Source organism: Nocardioides sp. NPDC004968 (genome assembly GCF_040608935.1).
In the GTDB taxonomy this organism is placed as follows: domain Bacteria; phylum Actinomycetota; class Actinomycetes; order Propionibacteriales; family Nocardioidaceae; genus Nocardioides.
Genome location: NZ_JBEXJF010000001.1, coordinates 24,197 through 45,267, shown reverse-complemented (window position 1 = coordinate 45,267; position 21,071 = coordinate 24,197). Strand labels below are relative to the sequence as shown.

The 21,071-nt window shown below is 66.8% G+C and carries 21 protein-coding genes; 9 read left to right on the top strand and 12 right to left on the bottom strand.

Annotated features, from left to right (window positions below; translation table 11 throughout):
- Positions 1-2 precede the first annotated feature (2 nt).
- Entirely contained in the window at positions 3-3,863 is a 3,861-nt protein-coding gene (locus ABZU72_RS00185) for an endo-alpha-N-acetylgalactosaminidase family protein (protein ID WP_355016889.1), read from the bottom strand.
- A gap of 105 nt (positions 3,864-3,968) precedes the next feature.
- Between ABZU72_RS00185 and ABZU72_RS00180 the strand changes: the two genes are divergently transcribed.
- Both ABZU72_RS00180 and ilvD read left to right on the top strand, forming a co-directional pair.
- Positions 3,969-5,735: a beta-galactosidase family protein gene (locus ABZU72_RS00180; protein WP_355016888.1), complete on the top strand. Its 1,767-nt coding sequence runs from the start codon at positions 3,969-3,971 to the stop codon at positions 5,733-5,735.
- A gap of 26 nt (positions 5,736-5,761) precedes the next feature.
- The gene (ilvD, locus tag ABZU72_RS00175) at positions 5,762-7,456 is read left to right on the top strand and encodes a dihydroxy-acid dehydratase (RefSeq protein ID WP_355016887.1); all 1,695 of its coding nucleotides are present in this window, start codon (positions 5,762-5,764) and stop codon (positions 7,454-7,456) included.
- Here the strand turns inward: ilvD and ABZU72_RS00170 are convergent.
- On the bottom strand, positions 7,446-8,267 hold the full coding sequence (locus ABZU72_RS00170) for an AraC family transcriptional regulator (RefSeq protein WP_355016886.1): 822 nt from the start codon (positions 8,265-8,267) through the stop codon (positions 7,446-7,448). The genes ilvD and ABZU72_RS00170 overlap by 11 nt on opposite strands.
- 18 nt (positions 8,268-8,285) lie before the next feature.
- Between ABZU72_RS00170 and ABZU72_RS00165 the strand changes: the two genes are divergently transcribed.
- Together ABZU72_RS00165 and ABZU72_RS00160 are read left to right on the top strand one after the other, a co-directional pair.
- A complete protein-coding gene (locus ABZU72_RS00165) occupies positions 8,286-8,651 on the top strand; it encodes a DUF4345 family protein (protein WP_355016885.1) in 366 nt (121 codons plus the stop codon).
- Positions 8,652-8,794: 143 nt separating this feature from the next.
- On the top strand, positions 8,795-9,232 hold the full coding sequence (locus ABZU72_RS00160; protein ID WP_355016884.1) for an NUDIX domain-containing protein: 438 nt from the start codon (positions 8,795-8,797) through the stop codon (positions 9,230-9,232).
- A 31-nt stretch (positions 9,233-9,263) separates the two neighbouring features.
- Here ABZU72_RS00160 and ABZU72_RS00155 read toward each other — a convergent pair whose 3' ends face one another.
- Positions 9,264-9,734 (bottom strand): GyrI-like domain-containing protein, encoded by a 471-nt coding sequence (locus tag ABZU72_RS00155; RefSeq protein WP_355016883.1) that lies wholly within the window; start codon positions 9,732-9,734, stop codon positions 9,264-9,266.
- An 88-nt stretch (positions 9,735-9,822) separates the two neighbouring features.
- Positions 9,823-10,512, bottom strand: a complete 690-nt coding sequence (locus ABZU72_RS00150; protein ID WP_355016882.1) for a TetR/AcrR family transcriptional regulator — start codon at positions 10,510-10,512, stop codon at positions 9,823-9,825.
- Positions 10,513-10,705: 193 nt separating this feature from the next.
- On the opposite strand from ABZU72_RS00150, the gene ABZU72_RS00145 reads away from it, so the two are divergent.
- On the top strand, positions 10,706-11,944 hold the full coding sequence (locus tag ABZU72_RS00145; RefSeq protein WP_355016881.1) for a hypothetical protein: 1,239 nt from the start codon (positions 10,706-10,708) through the stop codon (positions 11,942-11,944).
- On the opposite strand, the gene ABZU72_RS00140 is transcribed toward ABZU72_RS00145, so the two are convergent.
- Together ABZU72_RS00140 and ABZU72_RS00135 are read right to left on the bottom strand one after the other, a co-directional pair.
- Positions 11,945-12,322 (bottom strand): nitroreductase family deazaflavin-dependent oxidoreductase, encoded by a 378-nt coding sequence (locus ABZU72_RS00140; RefSeq protein ID WP_355016880.1) that lies wholly within the window; start codon positions 12,320-12,322, stop codon positions 11,945-11,947.
- Position 12,323: 1 nt separating this feature from the next.
- Positions 12,324-12,842: a nitroreductase family deazaflavin-dependent oxidoreductase gene (locus ABZU72_RS00135; protein ID WP_355016879.1), complete on the bottom strand. Its 519-nt coding sequence runs from the start codon at positions 12,840-12,842 to the stop codon at positions 12,324-12,326.
- 16 nt (positions 12,843-12,858) lie between these two features.
- On the opposite strand from ABZU72_RS00135, the gene ABZU72_RS00130 reads away from it, so the two are divergent.
- The 3 genes from ABZU72_RS00130 (at position 12,859) to ABZU72_RS00120 (ending at position 14,429) form a co-directional block, all read left to right on the top strand.
- Complete coding sequence (locus ABZU72_RS00130) at positions 12,859-13,242, top strand: hypothetical protein (protein WP_355016878.1); 384 nt, start codon at positions 12,859-12,861, stop codon at positions 13,240-13,242.
- 96 nt (positions 13,243-13,338) lie between these two features.
- The gene (locus ABZU72_RS00125; protein ID WP_355016877.1) at positions 13,339-13,893 is read left to right on the top strand and encodes a putative glycolipid-binding domain-containing protein; all 555 of its coding nucleotides are present in this window, start codon (positions 13,339-13,341) and stop codon (positions 13,891-13,893) included.
- Positions 13,894-14,018: 125 nt separating this feature from the next.
- Positions 14,019-14,429 carry an MmcQ/YjbR family DNA-binding protein gene (locus ABZU72_RS00120; protein WP_350665160.1) on the top strand — a complete coding sequence of 137 codons (411 nt, stop codon included), beginning with the start codon at positions 14,019-14,021 and terminating at the stop codon, positions 14,427-14,429.
- Positions 14,430-14,860: 431 nt separating this feature from the next.
- On the opposite strand, the gene ABZU72_RS00115 is transcribed toward ABZU72_RS00120, so the two are convergent.
- The 5 genes from ABZU72_RS00115 to ABZU72_RS00095 form a co-directional block, all read right to left on the bottom strand.
- On the bottom strand, positions 14,861-15,286 hold the full coding sequence (locus ABZU72_RS00115) for a hypothetical protein (RefSeq protein WP_355016876.1): 426 nt from the start codon (positions 15,284-15,286) through the stop codon (positions 14,861-14,863).
- 132 nt (positions 15,287-15,418) lie between these two features.
- Positions 15,419-15,670 carry a hypothetical protein gene (locus tag ABZU72_RS00110; RefSeq protein WP_355016875.1) on the bottom strand — a complete coding sequence of 84 codons (252 nt, stop codon included), beginning with the start codon at positions 15,668-15,670 and terminating at the stop codon, positions 15,419-15,421.
- Between the two features lie 32 nt (positions 15,671-15,702).
- The gene (locus ABZU72_RS00105; RefSeq protein ID WP_355016874.1) at positions 15,703-16,128 is read right to left on the bottom strand and encodes a PH domain-containing protein; all 426 of its coding nucleotides are present in this window, start codon (positions 16,126-16,128) and stop codon (positions 15,703-15,705) included.
- Between the two features lie 417 nt (positions 16,129-16,545).
- Positions 16,546-17,415: a hypothetical protein gene (locus ABZU72_RS00100; protein ID WP_355016873.1), complete on the bottom strand. Its 870-nt coding sequence runs from the start codon at positions 17,413-17,415 to the stop codon at positions 16,546-16,548.
- A complete protein-coding gene (locus ABZU72_RS00095; protein WP_355016872.1) occupies positions 17,412-18,332 on the bottom strand; it encodes an S-4TM family putative pore-forming effector in 921 nt (306 codons plus the stop codon). Before ABZU72_RS00095 ends, ABZU72_RS00100 begins: the two co-directional genes overlap by 4 nt.
- Before the next feature lie 148 nt (positions 18,333-18,480).
- Here ABZU72_RS00095 and ABZU72_RS00090 point away from each other — a divergent pair, with 148 nt between their 5' ends.
- Positions 18,481-19,317 (top strand): hypothetical protein, encoded by an 837-nt coding sequence (locus ABZU72_RS00090; protein WP_355016871.1) that lies wholly within the window; start codon positions 18,481-18,483, stop codon positions 19,315-19,317.
- A gap of 878 nt (positions 19,318-20,195) precedes the next feature.
- Here the strand turns inward: ABZU72_RS00090 and ABZU72_RS00085 are convergent.
- The gene (locus ABZU72_RS00085; RefSeq protein ID WP_355016870.1) at positions 20,196-20,657 is read right to left on the bottom strand and encodes a hypothetical protein; all 462 of its coding nucleotides are present in this window, start codon (positions 20,655-20,657) and stop codon (positions 20,196-20,198) included.
- Positions 20,658-21,071: the final 414 nt, after the last annotated feature.

The window sequence follows — 21,071 nt, the reverse complement described above, 5'->3', positions numbered from 1 at the left end:
TCTCAGGGGCCGCAGTGGAACCTCGCATCGGCCCAGTCGGCGTGGTCGTTGCCGTTCCCGTCGCCGGCATCGCCGGCCACCAGATCGACATAGTCGGCGCCGGTGATGTCGGCGGTGATCGTCTCGGTGGCGCTGGCCGGCCCGAGGGTGCCGGTCTCGGTGACCGTCGTCCCGTCCGCGACGACGGAGAACCTCACCGAGCCGCGCGAGGTCTGTACGTCGTCCACCCCGACGTCGGCGGTGAAGCTGGTGCAGTTGCCGGCCAGGTAGTAGCGAACCTTCGATACCGCATGCGTGCCCAGCCCCTTGGTGTAGACCTTGCCGGCGAGCCTGATCGGCCCGCCGTCGCCGGCACCGTTCTCCCCCACGCTGGTGTCGCGCTCGACCGGTCCCCAGCCGTTGGTGGCCGAGATCCAGCCGAGATCGCTGGCGTAGGTGTCCGCGGTCGGCGGGGGCGGCGCGGTCTGCACCGTGGCCGAGCGGGTCACCGTGCGTGTCTCGCCTCCGAAGTCGTACGTCGCGGAGCCGGTGAGCTGGTAGCTCGACTCGGCCGCGTCGGCCGGCGGCGTGACCTTCCAGGTCACCGAGTGGCTCGCCCCGGGAGCGAGCGAGTCAAAGGCCGCCGGCGTGGTGGCCTCAGCGGTCCAGCCCTCCGGCACCTCGAGACCGACCGTGCCGGCGCCGGTCTCTGACGCCTCGTCGCTGGTCAACGTGGTGGTGACCTCGGCGGCCGCGCCCGGCAGCAGCTTCTCCTCACCGGCGTCGACGGCGAGGGTCGCGCAGGCCGGCAGGTCGCTGGCTGCACCGAGATCCTCGACGGTGAAGTCGTCGATGCTGATGTCGCCGTTCGCGCCGTTGTCGTCTGCCGTCCGCAGACCCACCCAGTAGTCGCCGCAGCCGCCGGCCACGAACTCCTCGCTGAACCGAGCCGTCTCGACCTGCTTGCCGATCGGTCGAGCACCGACCTCGACCGTGCGGGGATCGCCGCTCGCGACCGAGTCGTAGCCGGTGACCCACTCGTAGTCGTCGGCCCGCTCGGTCTGGTGGTCGAAGGAGACCCGGTAGCGGTGGCCGGGCTCGAAACGTACGGTCTGCGGGACCGTGCGGTAGACGAGGCCGCCGTTCTCGGCATGCGACTTGAGCGACCAGTCGCCGCTGATCACGTCGTCGGTGACCTTGCCGTTCCAGCCGCTCTGCGTGTACGGCTCGTGCCGTTCGGCCAGGTGGGTGCGCGGGTCGGTGACGCCGCCCGATGAGCCCTTGACGAACGGCGACCAGCCCTGGACGACCTCCTCGAAGTCCTCCTTCACGATGACCTTCGCGCCGGGCGCGGCCGGCAGGTCGCGCTTGACCGCGAGGACGCGTACGTCATCGACGCGGACACGGCCGGAGCCTGCCTCCGCGGAGATCTTGACGGTCGCTGTGCCGTCACGGCCGGCGTCGAAGGGGACCTCGACACGTTGGAAGTAGGTGCTGTGCAGCTCGTCGGCGGCGACCAGGTTCTTCGCCGTCGATCGTTCGACGCTGTTGGTGTAGGTCTTCCCGCCGGAGGTGACGCTGACCGAGGTGGCCCGGCTGTGGCCGGGCTCGACCTCCACCCAGACGCCCAGAGCGTTGCGCCCGATGCGCAGACCCTGGAGGCGCTGGCTGATCGTGGCCCGCTCACCGGCGCCCAGGACGGCGACCTGCTGACCGGTCGAGGTCCGTCCGGTCGTGGCCGGGCCGCTCGGGTGCCAGGCATCGAGGTCGCCGGCGTTGAAGCCGGGGTCGGCGACGTGGCTGCCCTGGCCCCACTGCGGGTCGGGCGAGCTGTCGGGAGACTTCGTCAGGACGTACGCCGTCCCGGCCTTCGCCTCGAGGGTGACCTTGCCGCTGCGCACCGGAACGCTGCCGGCCGCGACCCGGCCCTGCTCGGTGAGCTCGTAGAGGTTGAGCCGGCCGCTCTGGCTCCACGCGTCGGTCAGCTCCCAGGTGGTCCGGCCGCCGTCGGCGTTGTAGTGGTAGAGCTTCGCCCCGTCCTGCTGCCTGCCCTTCCACGGCAGAAGATAGGCGTCGCCGTCGAGCACGAGGTCGCCGCCCTGATAGATCTTCCGGGTCGCGTCGGTCTGGCCGGTGTTGACCACGCGTACGCCGCCGTCCTGGACGATCTCGTCCGGGCTCCAGCGCAGGATCGGGTTCTTCTGCAGATACTTGGTCGGCAGGTTCGTCTGCCAGATGTTGTCGTAGAAGGCGTCGACGTCGTTCTCGCCGGTCCATCCCTCGAACTCGACGATCTCGGTGTGCCCGAGCAGCTTGTCCGGGTTCCAGGTGTCCTTCTGCCCGTTGCGTACGAACCGGATCATCTGGCTGTTCAGGCCCTTGTTGGTGGCGCCGCCGTAGGACTCGTCGTTGGCCCAGTGGGACCAGAGCGCGTCCTCCTCGAAGTGGTAGGACCACTCGGTGCCGATGTTCCAGCCCTGCCCGCGCAGTTCCTGGGCGAGGCGCTCCTGGAGCCAGCCGTAGGAGTAGTAGACGTCGATGTAGAGGAAGTCGAGGTTCGGGTGCGTCTCGCGGCGCAGCTGGGCGAAGCGGTCGACGATGTTCTTGGTCGCGAGGTCGGTGCGCTGGTCGATGTAGTAGGACTGGTCGATCCAGTCCCAGCCGGGGCTGCCCTCGTCGACGAGCGTCTCGTTGAAGGTCTTGGCCTCGGGGTAGGCCTCGGTCGCGTTGACGTGGACGCCGAAGTCGGCGCCCCACTTCTCGCCCGCACGGACCAGGGTGTTGAGGTCCTCGAGGCCGCCGGCGCGGGTGTTGTAGTTGCCGCCGTAGTCGGGGTGCGCGGAGTCGTGGCCCTCGGAGCCGTACCCCTTCAGCACCGCCAGCTGCCCAAGCCCGTCGGTGGCCAGCGAGACCCGCTTGACGTCGTCGAGCGTACGCAGGAACGGATGGGTCGCCTGGCTGGCGAAGTTGAACGGGATGTGGGTGACCACCCGCTCGGGGGTCTCCTCCGCGCCGTTCATCGGGCGCTGGATGTCGCGCAGCGCGATCGCGCCGTCCTGCCAGTCGACGGACTGGTCACCGTTGGCGTCGGGGGTGATCGTGACCTTCGCCCACGGGAGCTCCTCGGTGTAGGGCGAGCCGGTCGCCCGGTAGGTCCACTGGCCGCTCCACAGCCCGACCCGGCGGCCGTTGTCGGTGGCGCTCACGCTGCGCCAGATCCGGCCGCGCTCGTTGGTCGAGTCGCCGCCGCTCTGGTCGTAGACCGAGTTGGTCTCGATCGCGGCGGCGAGCTGGTCGGTGTCGACGATGGCGTACGCCGATCCGACCGGCTTCTCGGTCGTGGCCAGGTCGGCGGTGACCTCGGTGTGGGTGTCTCCGTTGGTCGTGCGGTCCGCGCTCACGACGGCGGTGTTCACGGTCGCACCGGCCTGGTCGGAGCTGACCGAGAGGAGGTCGTGTCCGGGGATGTCGAGGGTGCCGACCCGGTGCTCGTCGGTGTCGGTCACCTTGGTGACCGCGAAGGTGACGACGTCGCCGGCCACCTCGAGCTTCGCGTCGAGCTCGACGCCGGGCAGGTCGGCGAAGGTCAGCCGGTAGGTCGCCGTGTCGGCGTCGACCTGGGTGCCGGTCACTTTCGCGGTGTGCGTGGTGCCGTTGATCCGTACGGCGGTCGGCGTTGTCGTGGCGCCGCCGATCTCGCCGCCGGCGGTGTGCCGGTAGCCGAGCACGGCCGGGAAGTCCTCGGCCACCTGGACGCTGAGGACGGGCGAGGTCAGCGTGAAGCCGCCGCCCGCGGGGGCGGCATGGCTTTCGGGCGCGATGGCGGCCACGCCGGCGAAGGCCGTCACGGACGCGAGGAGGGCTGTGGGGAAACGCTTCGGCATCGTGACTCCCGAGGGTGGGGGTGGGCCTGACGAGGTCCGACCATCATGCAGAGTTTTGCGCGGATTGGCTAGGTTGTGCTCAAAAGTTGTCATAGCCTCGGGCGGGTGACCCCTACCTTGACCTGGCGCGACGGAGAGTTCCTGAAGCACGGTGTCCCCCACCGGATCCTGTCCGGGTCCATCCACTACTTCCGCATCCACCCGGACCTTTGGGAGGACCGGCTGCGCCGGGTCGCCGCCACCGGGTTCAACACCGTCGACACCTACGTCGCCTGGAACTTCCACGAGCAGGACGAGGGTTCCCCGGACTTCACCGGGCCCCGCGACCTGGCCCGCTTCGTCACGATCGCCGGCGACCTCGGGCTCGACGTGATCGTGCGCCCCGGCCCCTACATCTGCGCCGAGTGGACCAACGGCGGGCTGCCGTCGTGGCTAACCGCACGCACCCGGGCACCGCGCAGCAGCGAGCCGGTCTACCAGGACGCGGTCTCGCGCTGGTTCGACGTCCTGCTCCCCCACCTCGTCCCGCTCCAGGCCGCTCACGGCGGACCGGTCGTAGCCGTGCAGGTGGAGAACGAGTACGGCTCCTACGGCGACGACGCCGCCCACCTCACCTGGCTCCGGCAGGGGCTACTCGACCGTGGCATCACCGAGCTGCTCTACACCGCCGACGGCCCGACCGAGGTCATGCTCGACGCCGGAATGGTCGAGGACACGCTCGCCACGGCAACCTTCGGAAGTCGCGCCGAGGAGGCCCACTCGATGCTGCAGTCACGACGACCCGGCGAGCCCTTCCTGTGCGCCGAGTTCTGGAACGGCTGGTTCGACCACTGGGGCGAGAACCACCACGTACGCTCCCCCGAGAGCGCCGCCGCGACGCTGCGCGAGATCGTCGATCTCGGCGGCTCGGTCAGCGTCTACATGGCGCACGGCGGCACCAACTTCGGGCTCTGGGCGGGCGCCAACCACGACGGCCGCCGCATCCAGCCCACCGTCACCAGCTACGACTCCGACGCCCCGGTCGGCGAGGACGGCCGGGTCTCGGAGAAGTTCCGTCTCTACCGCGACATCCTGGCGCCCGCCACCGGGCGGACGGTCGACGCGCTGCCCGCGCTGCCGCCGACTGGTCCACGTCACGCGTTCTCCTCTGCGCCGCTCTCGCGCGGCACCGACCTGCTGTCACTGGTGACCCGCGGACCGGCGACGCGCGCGGCCAGGCCTTTGAGCTTCGAGGAACTCGGCATCGACACCGGCCTGGTGACGTACCGCTCCTCGATCACGCTCCCCAGCCACGACGTCCATCTCACCGTGCGCGGGCTGCACGACAGGGCGTACGTCTTCCTGGACGGGCGCGCCCTCGGCCTGCTCGAGCGCGACGACGCCGAAGCCGCCGTGCTGACACTTCCCGGCCTCGGATCGGTGGCCGAGCTGACCCTGGTCGTCGAGGCGCTCGGCCGCGTCAACTACGGCCCGCTGCTCGGCGAGCACAAGGGGATCCTCGGCGGCGTCCAGGTCGACCGGCGCCTCGTCCACGGCTGGGACCACCACCTCGCACCCCTCGACCGCTGGGCCGCTGACGACCTCGACGGCCTCGCACACGCCGTCATCGAGGTCGACGGCCCCGCCGACGGCTGGCTCGCCATCCCCGGTGACGGCGACCGGTTCGTCTGGCTCAACGGCACCCTGCTCGGCCGCTTGTGGAGCCGCGGCCCCCAACGCCGCCTCTACGCCCCCGCTCCCCTCTGGCGCACCGGCGCCAACCAGATCTCCATCCTCGACCTCACCCACCCCGCGACGTACGTCGAGGTCCACCCGGACCCGGACTTCGGTCCGACCGAGGAGTACATCGAGGCGTTGCCGACCGGCGTCTAGGTCACCACACGGTTAGCCTCGTACATGTGAACCCACTCAGCCCCGACACACCTGATATCAAGCCCAGGTCGCGCGCCGTCACCGATGGCCTGGAAGCCACCGCCGCCCGAGGCATGTTGCGGGCCGTCGGCCTCGGAGACGACGACTTCGCGAAGCCGCAGATCGGCGTCGCATCGTCGTGGAACGAGATCACCCCTTGCAACCTGTCCCTCGACCGGCTCGCAAAGGCAGTGAAGAACGGCGTTCACGCGGCCGGTGGCTATCCGCTGGAGTTCGGCACCATCTCCGTCTCCGACGGAATCTCGATGGGCCACGAGGGCATGCACTTCTCGCTGGTGTCGCGCGAGATCATCGCCGACTCGGTCGAGACCGTGATGAGCGCCGAGCGGCTCGACGGCTCCGTGCTGCTCGCGGGCTGTGACAAGTCGTTGCCCGGCATGTTGATGGCGGCTGCTCGGCTGGATCTCGCCTCGGTCTTCCTCTACGCCGGCTCGACCATGCCCGGGCAGGTCGACGGCCGCGACGTCACGATCATCGACGCCTTCGAGGCGGTCGGGGCCTGTATCGCGGGGAAGATGAGTCGCGAAGAGGTCACCCGCATCGAGAAGGCGATCTGTCCTGGCGAGGGCGCCTGCGGGGGCATGTATACGGCCAACACGATGGCTGCTGTCGCTGAGGCGCTTGGCATGTCGTTGCCCGGCTCGGCCGCGCCGCCCGCAGTCGACCGACGCCGCGACGGCTTCGCCCACCGCTCGGGCGAGGCCGTGGTCGGGCTTCTGCGCAAGGGCATCACCGCGCGTCAGATCATGACCAAGGAGGCTTTCGAGAACGCCATCGCCGTCGTGATGGCTCTCGGCGGTTCCACCAACGCCGTACTGCACCTGTTGGCGATCGCCAACGAGGCTGAGGTCGACCTGACTCTTGACGACTTCACCCGGATCGGAGAGAAGGTCCCCCACCTCGCCGACCTCAAGCCTTACGGCAAGTACGTCATGAACGACGTCGACAAGATCGGCGGGATCCCGGTCGTGATGAAGGCGCTCCTGGACGCGGGGCTGCTCCACGGCGACTGCCTCACGGTGACCGGGAAGACCATGGCGCAGAACCTCGCCGAGCTGAGCCCGCCCGCACTCGATGACGACGTGATCCACTCCTTCGAGCGGCCGATCCACCGCACCGGTGGTCTCACCATCCTGAAGGGCTCGCTCGCGCCCGAGGGCGCTGTCGTCAAGACAGCCGGCTTCGACGACACCGTCTTCCGCGGCACTGCCCGAGTCTTCGACGGGGAGCGGGCCGCGATGGACGCCCTTGAAGCGGGTCTCATCGTCGCGGGCGACGTCGTGGTCATTCGGAACGAGGGCCCGAAGGGCGGCCCGGGCATGCGCGAGATGCTTGCCATCACCGGAGCCATCAAGGGCGCCGGTCTCGGGAAGGATGTCCTGCTGATCACCGACGGACGATTCTCAGGCGGAACCACGGGTCTCTGCGTCGGCCACATCGCCCCCGAGGCCGTTGACGCCGGCCCGATCGCCTTCGTCCGCGACGGCGACCCCATCGTCCTCGACGTCGTCAACCGCACCCTCGAGGTCGGCGTGGAACCCGAGGAACTGGAGCAGCGGAAGGTCGGCTGGGAGCCACTTCCCTCGAAGTATCAGCGCGGAGTGCTCGGCAAGTACCGGCGTACGGTGCAGTCAGCCGCGGTCGGCGCAGTCACGAGCTAGTCAGGGTTTCGTCGTCCGCGCGGTGCTCCATCACCACGATCCGGAGCTGGTTGGAGAGCATCTCCGTGGCGGTGAGTCCGAACATCGCCCGGAAGGTGTCGCTGAAATGGCTCGGTGAGGCGAACCCCGCGTCGCTGGCGGCGGTCGAGAGATCCGCGCCCTGACTGACGGCCGCTGCCGCGTACCGCATCCTGGCCCAGAGGCGGTAGCGGCGAAAGCTTGTCCCCGAGTCAGCCGAGAACAGGTGCAGGAAGCGGGACTGGGACAGGTTGACCGCGGCGGCCATCTCCGCCGCGCTCCCCCGCTCAGCGGGCCGGTCGCGAAGGAGTTGCATGGCGACGCGGATCCGCTCGTCGGTCGGGTTCGCCTCACCGGCATCGAGCAACCGTCGCCGCAGCATCTCGGGATCCGTGACCGGCCCCTGCGCCCAGTCGGCGATCAGCGCCGCCTCGTCGCGATGGTCGTACGCGATCGTGCCCCTCCGGTCGGTCATCGCCCCCAACAGATGCGCCGTCCCCGATGCGCCCGGATCGACGTAGAAGAACAGCATCGTCTGCTCCTCCCCCACGACGATCTGATGGGACGTACGCGCAGGGATCAGCGCGCTCCGCACCCGCCGTGGCTCCGCCGGACCTGACCGCAGCAAGAAGGGGGCGTCCAGTCCCAGCGCGAAGCAGGTGACCGACCCGGAATGCGTGCCCAGCCGCAGCGACGGTCCGCGATACACCGCGTGCCCCGACCAGAACCACACCGTCGGCCGTACGTCGTCGCAGCACGAATCCGGAAGCGGCTCGGTCGCCATGCGCGTCATGATCCCACGGTGAACACCGTGGCCAGCCTGACCATCGCCGTCGTCGGCGTCTTCTTCCTCGCGATGGGGACGTACGCCCTCGTCACCCCGGGCGCGCTCGCCGCCCCGTTCCACCTCTCGGCGAAGACGCCCGAGTCCCGCTCGGAGATCCGCGCGGTCTACGGAGGGTTCGGCATCGCGATGGCCGCCGTGCTCGGCGCCGCCGCCCTCGACATCGGCGGCATCCGGACCGGCGCCGTGACCACTGTCGGCCTCGCCCTGATCGGGATGGCCGGCGGCCGACTCATCTCGCGCCTGGTCGATACCCCCGTACGTTTCTTCCCCATCTGGTTCTACTTCGGGGTCGAACTCGTGGCCGGCACGGCCCTGCTTGTGTGCGTTTGACCTCGCTAAATTCGGCTATGCTCGGCGCCGTGGGATCTCGGCCGACATCAGACACGTCTGTACATACGCCACGTCCGCGCGCCCCCAGGGCGAGCCACCTGGGCCAACGAGTCGACTGGCACAACGATCCCTCGGCGCCCGAGGTGAACAGCATCCGACCCAGCGCCGGCGCCTTCGTGCTCGACGACCCGGGCAGGATTCTGCTGATCCGCCGCAACGACACTGGCAACTGGACGATGCCCGGTGGGGCGATGGAGCCCGGCGAGTCGCTGACGGCGGCCGCGGTCCGCGAGACGCTCGAGGAGACCGGTATCACCATCGAGGTGACCGGCCTGGTCGGGATCTGGACCGACCCTCGCCACCGCATCGAGAACACCACCAACGGCGAGGTACGCCAGGAGTGCTCCATCATCTACGCCGGCCGCTACCTCGCCGGCGAGCCCACTCCGTCGGCTGAGAACACCCACGCCGAATGGGTGTATCCCACGATCGTCCCCAGCCTTCAGATGGACCGGAGCCAGCGCGTACGGATCGACTGGGCCCTCAACCGCAACTTCCCGCACCTCGATCCCAACCCCTGATCGCAGCCATCGCCGTCTCGGCCTCCCGAGGTCACGCCCCGGCAGGTTCGAGCGGCCAGTGCACCAGCGTGGTGATCTCATCGGGTGGGGAGTCGGGGCCGGTGAGGTACTCCTCCCACATGATCGCGGACGCATCGACGTGCCGCTCCTTCGCCTCGGCGCCTTCCTTCAACGCCTCATAGGCCATACCCAACTGGTTGTAGGGACCGATATGCGTCGTACTCGCGACATCGACGTCAGGGAGCTGGAGCGACTCGACGCCGTCCCCGGACGCGATGGGCCCGCCGACGACGAATCCCGAGGACACGTGGAAGGTGTCATCGGACATCTCATAGCAGGACACGGCCGCCCCCTCGATCGGAACACCGATGGCAGCCAGATGCTCAGCAACCGTCCCGAAGGCCTGTCCCTGCATCTCGGCCATCTCATCCGGCCGGCCCTCGAAGGCATGCACGGCCAGAAACCGACCGTTCTCGTGCTCGATCGTGACGACGTACTTCATGCGACCTCCTCGGTTTCCTCCACGCTAAGAAGCCCGCCACCGGCACAGCAGAGCCAACGGGCTCTCCATACATGGTCGAAAGACCTTGCTACGCCAGACGCTTCTCGACAGACGCCGCCGCGCGGGCAATCCTCTCCTCGGGCACGCCGCACATCCGCAGACAGGTCGCCGCGATCGCCTGCGTCTGGCCACGGGTGACCTCCTCACCGCGAGAACGGATCCGGATCACCACCTCGACCGCCTGCACCAACAGCCCACCCAGCTGGTCCACGCCCACCGTGGCCGCGACGGGGCCGCTCACGACGCCGGCACCCAACCGACCGTACGCAGCAGTCAGCTCTCGAAACGCAGGCTGGAACTCCTCGAAGACCTCGCTGCTCCTGACATCGGGCATCCGGTAGAGCCTGCCGATGTTGTGCGGCACCGTCGCGAGGGTGTCCGCGTCGATCAGCGCGAGCAGATAGAGCGCCGCCTCCGGGACGTCGGCTGGGCACTCCTGCTCGATCGTCTCGACCTTCTCGAGGCTCGGCCGCACCGAGAGCTCGAGGAGCTCAGCGAGGATGCCGGGCTTGCCTTCGAAGTGGTAGTAGAGCGACGCCTGCCGGATCCCGACCTTCTCCGCTATATCCCGCGTCGACGTCGCCGCGAACCCGCGGTTGACGAAGAGCTCGGCGGCCGCCTGGAGGATCTCGTCGCGCGGAGCGAGTGCGCTCGCCGCGCGTGGGATCACACGTGGCCGGCCTGGTCGGGTTGCGACAGCAACCGCGTACTGGCTCATCGCGATCCTTTCGTCCGGAGTCTTGTCTCACTCACAATGGCTACGGAGGATCACGATCAGGAGAGAGCAACCGGGGAGCATCGCCACTGATCCCAGTGGTCCCCCAGTTGTCGGCCTTCGTTGTTAGGTTTGTGCGAGTCGTCCTGCCGCCTCGGGAGCGCACGACGAGACACCGAACGCACCGGGAGGCCGGATGGCTGAGCAGTGGCACGAGCGGTTGGCACGCCTTCAGGCCGCCAAGGGCTGGAGCAACCGAGAGACCGCGATGCACTACATCGCCCTGTCGCCCTTCCACGAAGAGACTCAGCTCGAGTCCGTGCTCGCGACGTTCAAGCGCTACCGGCGCGGCGAGATCGCCAACCCCTCACCCGAGACTCAGCAGGCGATCGCCGCGATGTTCGACCTGCCGGTCGCCGACTTCTTCGCCCAGCGTCCACTTGCGAACCAGAACGTCCCCGACCGGCTCAGCCCAACCGAGTTCACCGACCTGGTGGCCGCACTGCGCATGCCGAAGGTGGGCGAAGCCCATCTCGCACAGGCAGAGGCCGAGGTCGAGCGCCTGTGCACCGCCTACTCAGCCCAGGATGCCCGCTCGCTGACCATCGAGGTCGACGACTGGTTGAAGGAGCTCGCCTCCCTCGTACATGAAGGGCGGGTGTCCCTCTCCGGCCACGAGCGGGTCATCCACCTCACCGGCTGGTTGTCGCTTCTCCGGGCGTGCCTCATGTGGGACCAAGGCGACGAGCAGGCCACCCACCAGGCACGAGTTGCCGCCGAAGGTTTCGCAGCGGATCTGGGCGACAACGTGATGGCCGCGTGGGCCTGGGAGATCCGTGCCTGGATGGCGCTGACCCAAGGCGACATGCCCAATGTGATCGCAGCTGCCGACGCCGGCATCCGCTGCGCTCCCAACGCTTCAGTGGCCGCCCAGCTCCACGCGCAGAAGGCCAAGGCGTACGCCCGGATGAAGGACAGTCACAAGACCGAGGTCGCACTCGACCGAGTCCGCGAGGTCCTCGACAGCAACGACCTGCCATCGAACGTCCGCAACCACTTCAACGTCGACCCGACCAAGGCCTCCTTCTATGCGATGGACGCCTACCGCACCCTGCACGGCCGCGAACGCATGGCCGACGCCATGGCCGACACCGTCATCGCCACCAGCACCCGCCCGGACGGCACCGTCATCAGCCCGATGCGACTCGCCGAGGCCCAGCTGACCAAGGCCGTCCTCGCCGCCCGCGACGGCAGCCCGGTGACCGCGCTCGAACTCGCCGGAGCCGCCCTGAACCACGAGCGACGGTCTCAACCCAGCCTGCTGCTCGTCGCCAGCGAGGTCGCGCACGAGCTCGAGTACCGCTCCCCCGCCGACGGCGCCGAGTTCCGCAACCACCTACGCGCACTCAGCGCATCCGACAGCCCGCCCAGTTGATCAGGCCGTACGCAGCAGCCTGAACTCGTGCTTCTGCAGCACCTGCAGCACCAACCGTGCCGGATACCCGAACGCCTCTCGCCCCGCCTCGGACGGATACGGCTCGATGGCGGAGATCTGGTGCCACTGCCCGTCCACGAACAGCTCGCAGCTTCCGGCCGCGACGATGTTGCGGTACCAGTTGACGTCCTCGCCGTACGTCAGCTCCGCGATGAAACCTTCCGGCACCCGCGCGACGACGATCGGCGTCTCATACGTCTTCCCCGACTTCCGGCCGACGTGGCGCACTAGCGAGAACGGGCCGTGTCCGGAACGAGCCACCCGCGTCGTCACCTTGTTGAGCGTGTTCTTGATCAGCCAGAGCCACTTGCGACGCATCTCAGTCTCCTACGAGTCTCAGGTTCACCATCGGCAGCCCCTCGACCTCGTGACCGACCGCCGTCTCGATCGCACCGCGCAGGCGCCGCCAGGCCTTGGGGTGTGCCTTCTGATAGCGACCCAGCACCGCAGCGGACTCCTCCTCCGAGAGTAACGTCGCCCGCGCCGCGACGCTCGTACGCTTTCCGATGCTGACGCGGCATGCAGGCTCGGCCAGGAGGTTTCGATACCACTGCGCCCCGGTGCCGAAGCCGCTCACCACCACGATCTCGTCCGCGCTCGGCCGCTCGACGACCTCGAGGCAGACATACCGCGGGACCCCTGATCGGCGTCCGATGTGTTCGAGCATCAACATCCGGGATCCCAGGAGCCACCCAGCCCGGTGTCGATAGAGCCAGATCGGCGCACGTACGACACCGCGGGTCCGCAACAGCCGGGACACGACCGAGTCGATCATGGACATCACCGACCCGACCTTACCCACCGGCTTGGTCGATCCAGCCCGATCAAGCAGCGCCACGAACTACGCTCCAAGCATGGCAACGCTCCAGGACGTGGCTCGGATCATTGGCGTGCTGCCCGAGGTCGTCGAGGGCGAGCGCTACGGAAACCCGACCTGGTCCGTACGCGGCAAAGGCTTCGCCTGGCTACGCCCGTTCAGCAAGGCCGACCTCAAGCGCTTCGGCGACCAAACCCCGCCCGACCCGCCGATCATCGCGGTCAACACCGCCGACCTGCACGAGAAGGAAGGCATCCTCGCCGCCGGCATCGACGGCGTCTTCACCATCGAGCACTTCAACAACTACCCCGCCGTGCTCATCGAGCTCAGCGTCATCGCTCCAGGTGACCTCCGCGACCTGCTGGTCGACGCCTGGCTCGCCGCCGCCCCAGCTGAGCTGGTCGAAGGATTCGACGGCTGAAGCTCTGACTCGCCGAGATCGTGTGCGTGACGGGGCGAGACATACCGCCCGCAAGATGCGCCACCTCGCTTGGGTGTTTGCTGGTTTACTCCCGACATGGCATACGAGGAGCTCCCGCCGTTCGCTGCGTGGCAGTTCGTCGACGCCGTCGACGGGTTCGAGGTCGTCTATCGAGACGCCTCCGGCATCCGTGGATACACCTCAGCCGTCGAGGCGGGCCAGGCCTACGCGGTCCACTATGAGATCTCGGTTGATGCCCTCTGGCGTACGCGCGAAGTCCACGTCCACAATGACACCGCTCGCGGGCGACGGTCCACTGTACTTGTCTCCGACGGCAAAGGTTCCTGGACCGTCGATGGCCGGTCGGCGCCCCAGCTCGACGGGCTCTACGACGTCGACCTCGAGGCCTCTGCCTGCACCAACACCCTTCCCGTCCACCGGCTGGACCTGCCGCTAGGCGACGTCGTCACCGCGCCAGCCGCCTACGTCCAGGCACTTGACCTTCAGGTCAGACGCCTCGACCAGTCCTACCGACGCCTCGACGACCACCGGTTCGACTACCACTCCGAAGGCGGTTTCAACGCCGTGTTGGTGTACGACAAGTATGGGCTCGTCGTCGACTACCCCGGGATCGCGACGCGCTTCGCCTGAGAGACGAACCGTCGTGAGCGCACGGGCCGAGCACACAGCTCCAGACTGCTCTCTCGTTCCGCACAGGTCGCGTCGCGAGGACCTACCCACGCCGCCATCCGCGCAGTCGCTGACAGACTTGCGGCATGTCCCGGCCGCCGCGCATCGAGCCCGCCGCCGACGTAGTCGCCAAGGTTGCGTCGACCGCGTTGTCGCTTCCCGACGCCTACGAGGAGGATGCCTGGACCGGCGTCAGGTGGCGAGTCAGGAAGAAGACCTTCGCTCACGTCCTGGTCGCCCAAGAGGGGTACACGTCGGCGTACCGCGATATGACCGGGGTGACCGAGCCCACCACGGTGCTGACCTTCCGATCCTCCGGCGACGAACTGCTGGCCCTGGTCCACGCCGGGCCACCGTTCTACCAGCCTCCGTGGTCGCCCACCGTCGTCGGCATGGTGCTCGACGGCGATACAGACTGGGAAGAGGTGGCCGAGCTGGTGACCGAGAGTTACCGGTTCTGCGCTCCTAAGAAGCTGAGGCACCGGCTGGATCGATGATCGTGCGGTCCGTAGGGCGGTCACTGTGACAGAGCGGGGTCGTGCCTGAGCGTCCACGCGACGCGCTTCGTAGAGTGAACACTGATGAGTCGACAGCTGCTGGTCCGCGCGGCTGCCGCGACTGCCGCCATTGGAGCCTGTGCCAGCTCGGCATCGCTGCACGCCCCCAGCAGGAACGTACCCCGGAGATGCTGATCGCGCGTGCCAGGCGCATCGAGCCCGTCGGTCGGCCGGGCGAGCGTCAGCGCCACTCCTCCCCCGGCTACTTCCTCCTGGGCCGCATGCCCGATCACCCAAGTTGGGGGTCAGCCACGGCCGCGCGATCGCCGTGCTGCCCCGGCCGACGGCTGATGCATAGAGCCCCGGCCCGCCGTCTGTGCGGTCGGGGCCATGCGACGTCTGCGTCATGGCGCCGCCAACGAGTCCTCGCGCTAGTCCGGTAGGTGCTCCCCGAGCCAGGTCGCTCTTCGGCGAGCTGACGCGCGCGAAAGCCAAGCCTCCTGTACGACCTCAGCGAGCTCGTCATAGCTGATCTCCCCAAGCCGGCTCGCTCGGACCAGAACCGACAGGTGGCCGTCGAAGTGCGGAGTGGTGAAGAACGGCGAGGACTCGTCCTGCACCATGGCAAGCTTGTCACCCTCGTTAGGCACCCAGAAGACGATGACGTCCTCGTAGCGCTGGCCGGTGTCCGGGTCGAACGCGTCAGGACGGGGGTTCCGGAAGAAGATGAACGAATTTCCACCCACTTGATAGACGGGCCTGTTCTGGGTTCCCGCGTATTCGCGGACGTGGGGCATGCCGAGGGCAATCTCGTGCACGTCCTCGACCCGCGCCGACCGGCCGCCCGCTCTCCTCACACAGCCAGGTTAGGTGCCGCGGTCAACGCGCGGGCGACCACAGTCAATCCGCCCAAGATGCCGCGCACCACCCGTTCGGACCTGCCAAAGTAGGGGCGGTTTTGCGTGCCGCATCATGCCGATGTTCGGTGATCACTCGCTCGGCGTCAACCGAGCCGTCGCCTCCGCCAGTAGGTCTGCGTACCGAGGATCGAACGGAGCCCGCAGCTCACGCTCTAGGAGTCCCGACAGATTCCAGAGCGCAACTAACTCGGCTTCATTCTGCGGCGACCCCACGCGCTCCTGGTCCTCCCAGCGGTGGAGGAGCTCGAACAGAACCAATGCTTCGTCATTCGTGAGCGTGATCGTCACGTCCGTGTCTGGCATGTTCGCCATCATGCCCATGTAGGCACTCAACTACCGAGCGGCGCGTGGCTCTACCGGTCCCGGTGGGCCCTAATGGCTGCCTGCAGTTGCCTCGTCGCATGGGCGTTTCTTCGTCTGACCAGCGGTAGCGCGCCTGGCACATCTGTGAAGGCGGCGACGCTGAATTGTTGACCTGATCGCAGGCGCACGACGACGCCGCCCTCGTTCACCGCACGGTCGACCTCGGCCCAGGGAACCTTGCGGCTTCGCAGCAGGTTGGCGATCGACAACCCCTCGCCACCGATAACAACGCGTAGGCGCCAGTATCGAGCAGTCACGAACGCTGCAAGTATTGCCGCTAACGGACCGAGCCACCGGAGCGCGTCACTCCCTGACGTCAGGCCACCCAAGGCGAGCATGAGCGTGAACCCGCTCAGCAGAATGCTGCTGGCGACACGAAGTGCCATCGGTTGCCGCATCACCACAGCCGCGCTCACCCGGCTAGCATGGCGGATCGATGGCTCAACGCCGAAGCCGCCCGATCATGCCGCGACGTCCGTTGTCATACTGAAAGCCGGATGGAAGCGTACTCACGATCCACCTGAGGTCACATCAGCGCATACTGGCCTGACCTTGAGCATGGTGCGGACATCAAGGCTCGACGTCTTGTGGTCCACAGGGACTGTTGCCGTGTCTGGATACGACCAAAGCCCGAGGCCACCGTGACGAAGCCGGCCCGAAGCGGTCCCGACATCTGCGCATCGACGCCGCGCTCGATGAGGGAAGGCCAACGCACTGGTACCGGTTCACCCCTGTTGTCGACCGCCAGTTACGAGGGCTCGTAGAACTGCCCTCGAGCGCGTCAGTCCGCCCACGATGGGCGCTGCACTTCGCCCAGAATGACCCGACACCGCTCAGGCGGGGAAGTCTGATCCCAGAATGATCTTCCACAGACGTTTGGCATCGGCGTGATTGCCGGCCGCCTCGGCAGCGATGGCCTTCTCGGCTCGGTCCGCGGCGGACTGCATGGAGGACTTCAGATCCGTTCGTGCCGTCCAGGTCAGGTAGTCGGCTAGCGATCCTGACTGCCTTCCCGGGTCATGCACGTCGAGGTGACCTTGACCCCAGACGAAGAACCTCTTCAGGTTCTCACGGTGGTTGCTACCCAACGAACTGAAGGTATTCGCGGCAACCGTCTCGAGGTGGTAGGAGCGGAAGCGCTTGGAGTGGGCGCGATTCCACTTCTTCAGAAGGCGAACAAGCGGCGCGAGGTGTCCGCCGCGGTCGGCGTTCCTCTCGTTGAACCATGCATTCGCTACAGTTGGCGCGGTTGTGAGCCAGCCACCGCTGCCGTTCGGCAGGTAGTACACGTCGCCGGACTGGATGAAGACCGGAGCAACGTCGACATGACCACCGGTCCGGAACATGACGCGCACCGCCTGCCCGCGGGTGCCAACCTGGGCCACGGCGAGCCCGTCGTAGGCTTGGCGGATGCGGTAGATGAACGCCTGCGAGTCATACCGGTACTTGGACAACCACGCGCCCTTCTCGTCAGAGAAGACGGCAAGGACGTCTACGTCGTCGATCGGCCGGGTGATCGTCTTCTTGGCCGCAGATCCCATGAGGTGCGCCTGGTGGAACGGGAGATCGCTGGACTCAGGAAAGGCGGTCTGCAGGTTTGCCACGACAGTGTTCTTACGGGCGTCGATGATGGACGTCTTCTGGTAGTCCGTGGCAGTGATGTTCTCGAGGAACTGGTCGAACGCCTGGCGGGTTGTAGTCACTCGTCCTCCTGCGCGGGCCGGGTACTGAGTTGCTGGGTGGCTGCGTGCATGACTTGTTCGTTCTTGGTCCGGCGCAGCTTGTAGATGAAGTCGGGGATCTGTGGGGCCGCACGACGGAGTTCGAACATCCGCTCCTGCCAAACGAGTAGTGCTTGGGGGTCGACAGCGCCTTCGTCCAAGTGGGTCCCGATCGCGTCGGCGAGATTCCGTCGCTCGATCGATGCGCGGCGAACCCCCGCTACGTACTGCACGACGTCGAGCAAGGCTGGCAGGAGCGGCAAGAAGATCCCGAGCACGAATGCAGTCAGGCTGAGCCCATCAATCATGCACCAGATCAACAGGACGGCGGACCACGCGACTACCGCCCCAGTCCACACGCGGGCGGTGGTTCGGAGTAGCCGGTCTGAGTAGGTGACATTCGCACGCTGGCAAAGTGCTACCGAGACCTCGCCCAAATTGCTGCCCTCGAACGGGTACCAGTCACGCAGGCGTTCTTCCTCGGAATATCGACTGACTGCTTCTTCTCCGCCAGTGAGCTCGATTATGTCCTCGAGCAGAGGCATGGTCGAACGCTGCGCCTCCTCCGACATTCCGAAGACCATGAAGTCGAATTGTTCTTGTACTGACGCTGCCTGCGTGCTCAGGCGGGTTTGCATTGCGCGGAGGGTCGTGCGCCCGATGAACAGCCAAAGGCCGGCGACGGCTGCGGCTGCGACGTCGAGTTCCGGCCAGATGCGGACAACGACCGGCGCGCCCAGGCCGATGATAGTCAATCCGAACCATCGGAGACCGACGTAAAGCTTCGCGCCGCTGTAGAGGCGGCGCTGGGCGAGTAGCAGCCGCAGGGCCTCATGAGAGTTCTGCGTGGCGGCCATCACCACGGTCGGTGGCGGGCCATACTCGTCACTGGATGACATTGGGTTCTCCTCGCGTGTTCTGACCTGAGCAGTATTGCGGAGACCACCGACATTGCATTGGGGTGGAACCCACGCTTCCCGACGGGTATGCATTCTGTCGGCACGCATGCGTAGCGTGAGGCATTCACCGGACTGAACGGAGATCCTTGTGTCAGCGACGACCATCAGCTATCTGAACTCCCTGCTCGACTACTACACGCCGTCGTCGACCTACTTCGACAAAGCTCGGCGGCACCGAGCCAGTATCGAGACGAGGCTAGACAACCGACTGGGGGTGAGCGAGATGTTCGAAACCGGGTCCCTGCGTCACGGCACCGGCGTGTGGTTCTACAGCGACGTCGACTACATCGCGTCCCTCAAGGGTGCCCGGCCGACGCCAACGACCGCGCTCAGCAACGTTCGAGATGCGCTGAAGGATCGGTTCCCGAACACCACCATCCGAGTTTCCCGCCCTGCGGTTGTGTGTGAGTTCGCGTCCGGCGACGAGACGGTCGAGGTGGTGCCGGCCTTCGCAGCCCCGAGTGGCGGGTTCTGGATCCCCAACCCGGCCGACACTGCTGAATGGATGAAGTCGCATCCCAAGGACCACAACTCGTGGGTAAACAAGTCGAACGAGAAGCACTCCGGTGCCGCGAAGAAGCTGGCGCGGCTCGCTAAGACTTGGAAGTACAGGCGCAACGTGCCTGTGTCGTCGTGTTACCTGGAGATGCGCGCCGCGAAGTATGCAGGTGAGCAGAGCTCCTGGATCCTGCCAATGGACCTCTTCTACTTTCTGCGGAACCTCAAGAACGTCGGGCTAGCAGCGATGAACGACCCGACTGGTCTGGGCTCGAGGTTTACGGCGTGCTCATCCACGTCCAACCGGGATGACGCGCTCTCCAAGTTGGATACGGCGGTGAGCCGGGCCCAGAAGGCGTACGACGCCTACATGGACGGCGATGACGCGACCGCGATCGCCCAATGGAAGCTGGTCTTTAGCCAATAGAATCGCATCAAGGAGGAGGCGGAAGCGACTTCGCTTCGGCATCGTGGGCTTCCCAAAGTTGGGTCCGCTCCTGCACCCAGGCAGCCAAGGTGACGTGCGTCAGTGCGCCGCGTGGGGATCGCGAAGGCCACGGGAGCGATCTCAGTGGCCGCGCTCACCCGATGGTCGGGGAGGCGGTCGGCATCGGCACCCTGCGTGGCGCCGCTGAATCTCAGTCTTCGCCATCGCGCCGGTACCCTTTCTCGTCTACCTGGGTTGGCATCCGGACGACAAGACACCGACGCGGCTCTTCCACAGCATCGCGACCAGTTCATCGGCTGGTCGTGGCGTGACCATTCCGCACCCGACGAGTTCGAAGTTCTCTCCTTCGACGAAATGTCTCAGTTGAGGATGTCATCTTGGTCTGTGCGCTGACCGGCGAGGTGAACCGCGCTGCCTTTCCTGCCACCCTCGACGGGGTCGCCGCCATCGAAGTGAGGTCGGTTGGTGCATCGCCCGGACCGAACCTGCTCTCGCACGGACCACTCGCTGACCTACTTCGGCAACGATGACGAACCGCGCTAGCGATGGCTGAGTCCCACTTCCCGAGTGCGAAACGCTGGCATCTGATGGCCTCCGCACCGATTGCTGCCTCGATCGAAGCGGGTCGCGGAATCATGCGGGACGTTCCCATCCGACCGTCACGATCTATGAGCGCACAGGCGCGGCGTAGGAAGCTGCGCTCGCCGTCAACACATAGGGTCAACGTTTCGTTCGGGCAGTGCTCAGCCGCGCTGCGCTCACAAGAATGGTGCGTGTCGTTTCCGCCGCCTGTCAGCCGAGCGGACCAAGTCACCGGCTCCGGCGAATGATGCTTAGGCTTCTTGCAGAAGTGACACCTATCGAGGACGACTCCTCTCGATGACTTTAAGGATCCGGAGATCACTGTTCGTCAGGCATTCGGTCCGGCCTGTGGGTGTGTGGCCCGCCCAGTAGGCCCGCGCGATGCTCTCCGCTTCGGTCGGCTGATGAGCATCCCACCATGCGCGCTCCCAAAGGTGCAGATCTGCGCGGTGCGTCGCCGCCATCGGTGTCACCAACTCGACCTCATACAGGTTCGGCGCGCGCCCCTGATCACCTTCTCGCATGCCATTGCGCGCTACTTGCTCATCGTCGTAGTAGTACGCGGCGGTCAAGCGTGACGGAACAGTTGGGTACTCGCGCTTCCGGACGAGTTCCCAAAGTGCCTCACGGAAGAAGATCGGATGCTGCCCGCCGTAACCCTGAACAATCCTTCCCCAATTGCCTGCGCGGACCACATCGCCTGGTTCCAGGTATTCGTAGCTGTGGTGATAGAGCACGCCAGAGATCTTGGCAGCCCTCCAGCTTCAGCGCTACGAGAGGTCACATCGGCGAGTCGGTGCGGGTGCCGCGACTCCCGCTACGACGTCTCCAGCTCCGCGAGATACCGCTCTACGCGCGAGAGGCGGACCTTGACCGCCTCTCGACGAGTCTTTGCGTTGTCAGCCATGACCATCAGCGAAAGCCAAGAGGCAACAGCAACAGCCAATGCGCCCATCTCAAGGAGCATGATCAGCGAGAGAACTGAAGTGACCCAGATGTGCCCAGCGACCTTGTCGACGAAGAGAGCACCCCCGTTAAGAGGCCGTCCGCCATCGCGACGGTGCCAAGAAGAAGGTGGCTGCGGATGCCCAGCGTCTGCGGGCCGATCCAACGAGCCGAGTACAACACAGCCTTCTCCTCGGCCATCCGCT

Excerpts from the sequence above, each read along its gene's own strand:
- ABZU72_RS00185 (WP_355016889.1), bottom strand. The coding sequence starts at position 3,863 with ATGCCGAAGCGTTTCCCCACAGCCCTCCTCGCGTCCGTGACGGCCTTC.
- ABZU72_RS00170 (WP_355016886.1), bottom strand. The coding sequence starts at position 8,267 with ATGACGCGCATGGCGACCGAGCCGCTTCCGGATTCGTGCTGCGACGAC.
- ABZU72_RS00155 (WP_355016883.1), bottom strand. The coding sequence starts at position 9,734 with ATGAAGTACGTCGTCACGATCGAGCACGAGAACGGTCGGTTTCTGGCC.
- ABZU72_RS00150 (WP_355016882.1), bottom strand. The coding sequence starts at position 10,512 with ATGAGCCAGTACGCGGTTGCTGTCGCAACCCGACCAGGCCGGCCACGT.
- ABZU72_RS00145 (WP_355016881.1), top strand. The coding sequence starts at position 10,706 with ATGGCTGAGCAGTGGCACGAGCGGTTGGCACGCCTTCAGGCCGCCAAG.
- ABZU72_RS00140 (WP_355016880.1), bottom strand. The coding sequence starts at position 12,322 with ATGCGTCGCAAGTGGCTCTGGCTGATCAAGAACACGCTCAACAAGGTG.
- ABZU72_RS00130 (WP_355016878.1), top strand. The coding sequence starts at position 12,859 with ATGGCAACGCTCCAGGACGTGGCTCGGATCATTGGCGTGCTGCCCGAG.
- ABZU72_RS00125 (WP_355016877.1), top strand. The coding sequence starts at position 13,339 with ATGGCATACGAGGAGCTCCCGCCGTTCGCTGCGTGGCAGTTCGTCGAC.
- ABZU72_RS00120 (WP_350665160.1), top strand. The coding sequence starts at position 14,019 with ATGTCCCGGCCGCCGCGCATCGAGCCCGCCGCCGACGTAGTCGCCAAG.
- ABZU72_RS00110 (WP_355016875.1), bottom strand. The coding sequence starts at position 15,670 with ATGGGCATGATGGCGAACATGCCAGACACGGACGTGACGATCACGCTC.
- ABZU72_RS00095 (WP_355016872.1), bottom strand. The coding sequence starts at position 18,332 with ATGTCATCCAGTGACGAGTATGGCCCGCCACCGACCGTGGTGATGGCC.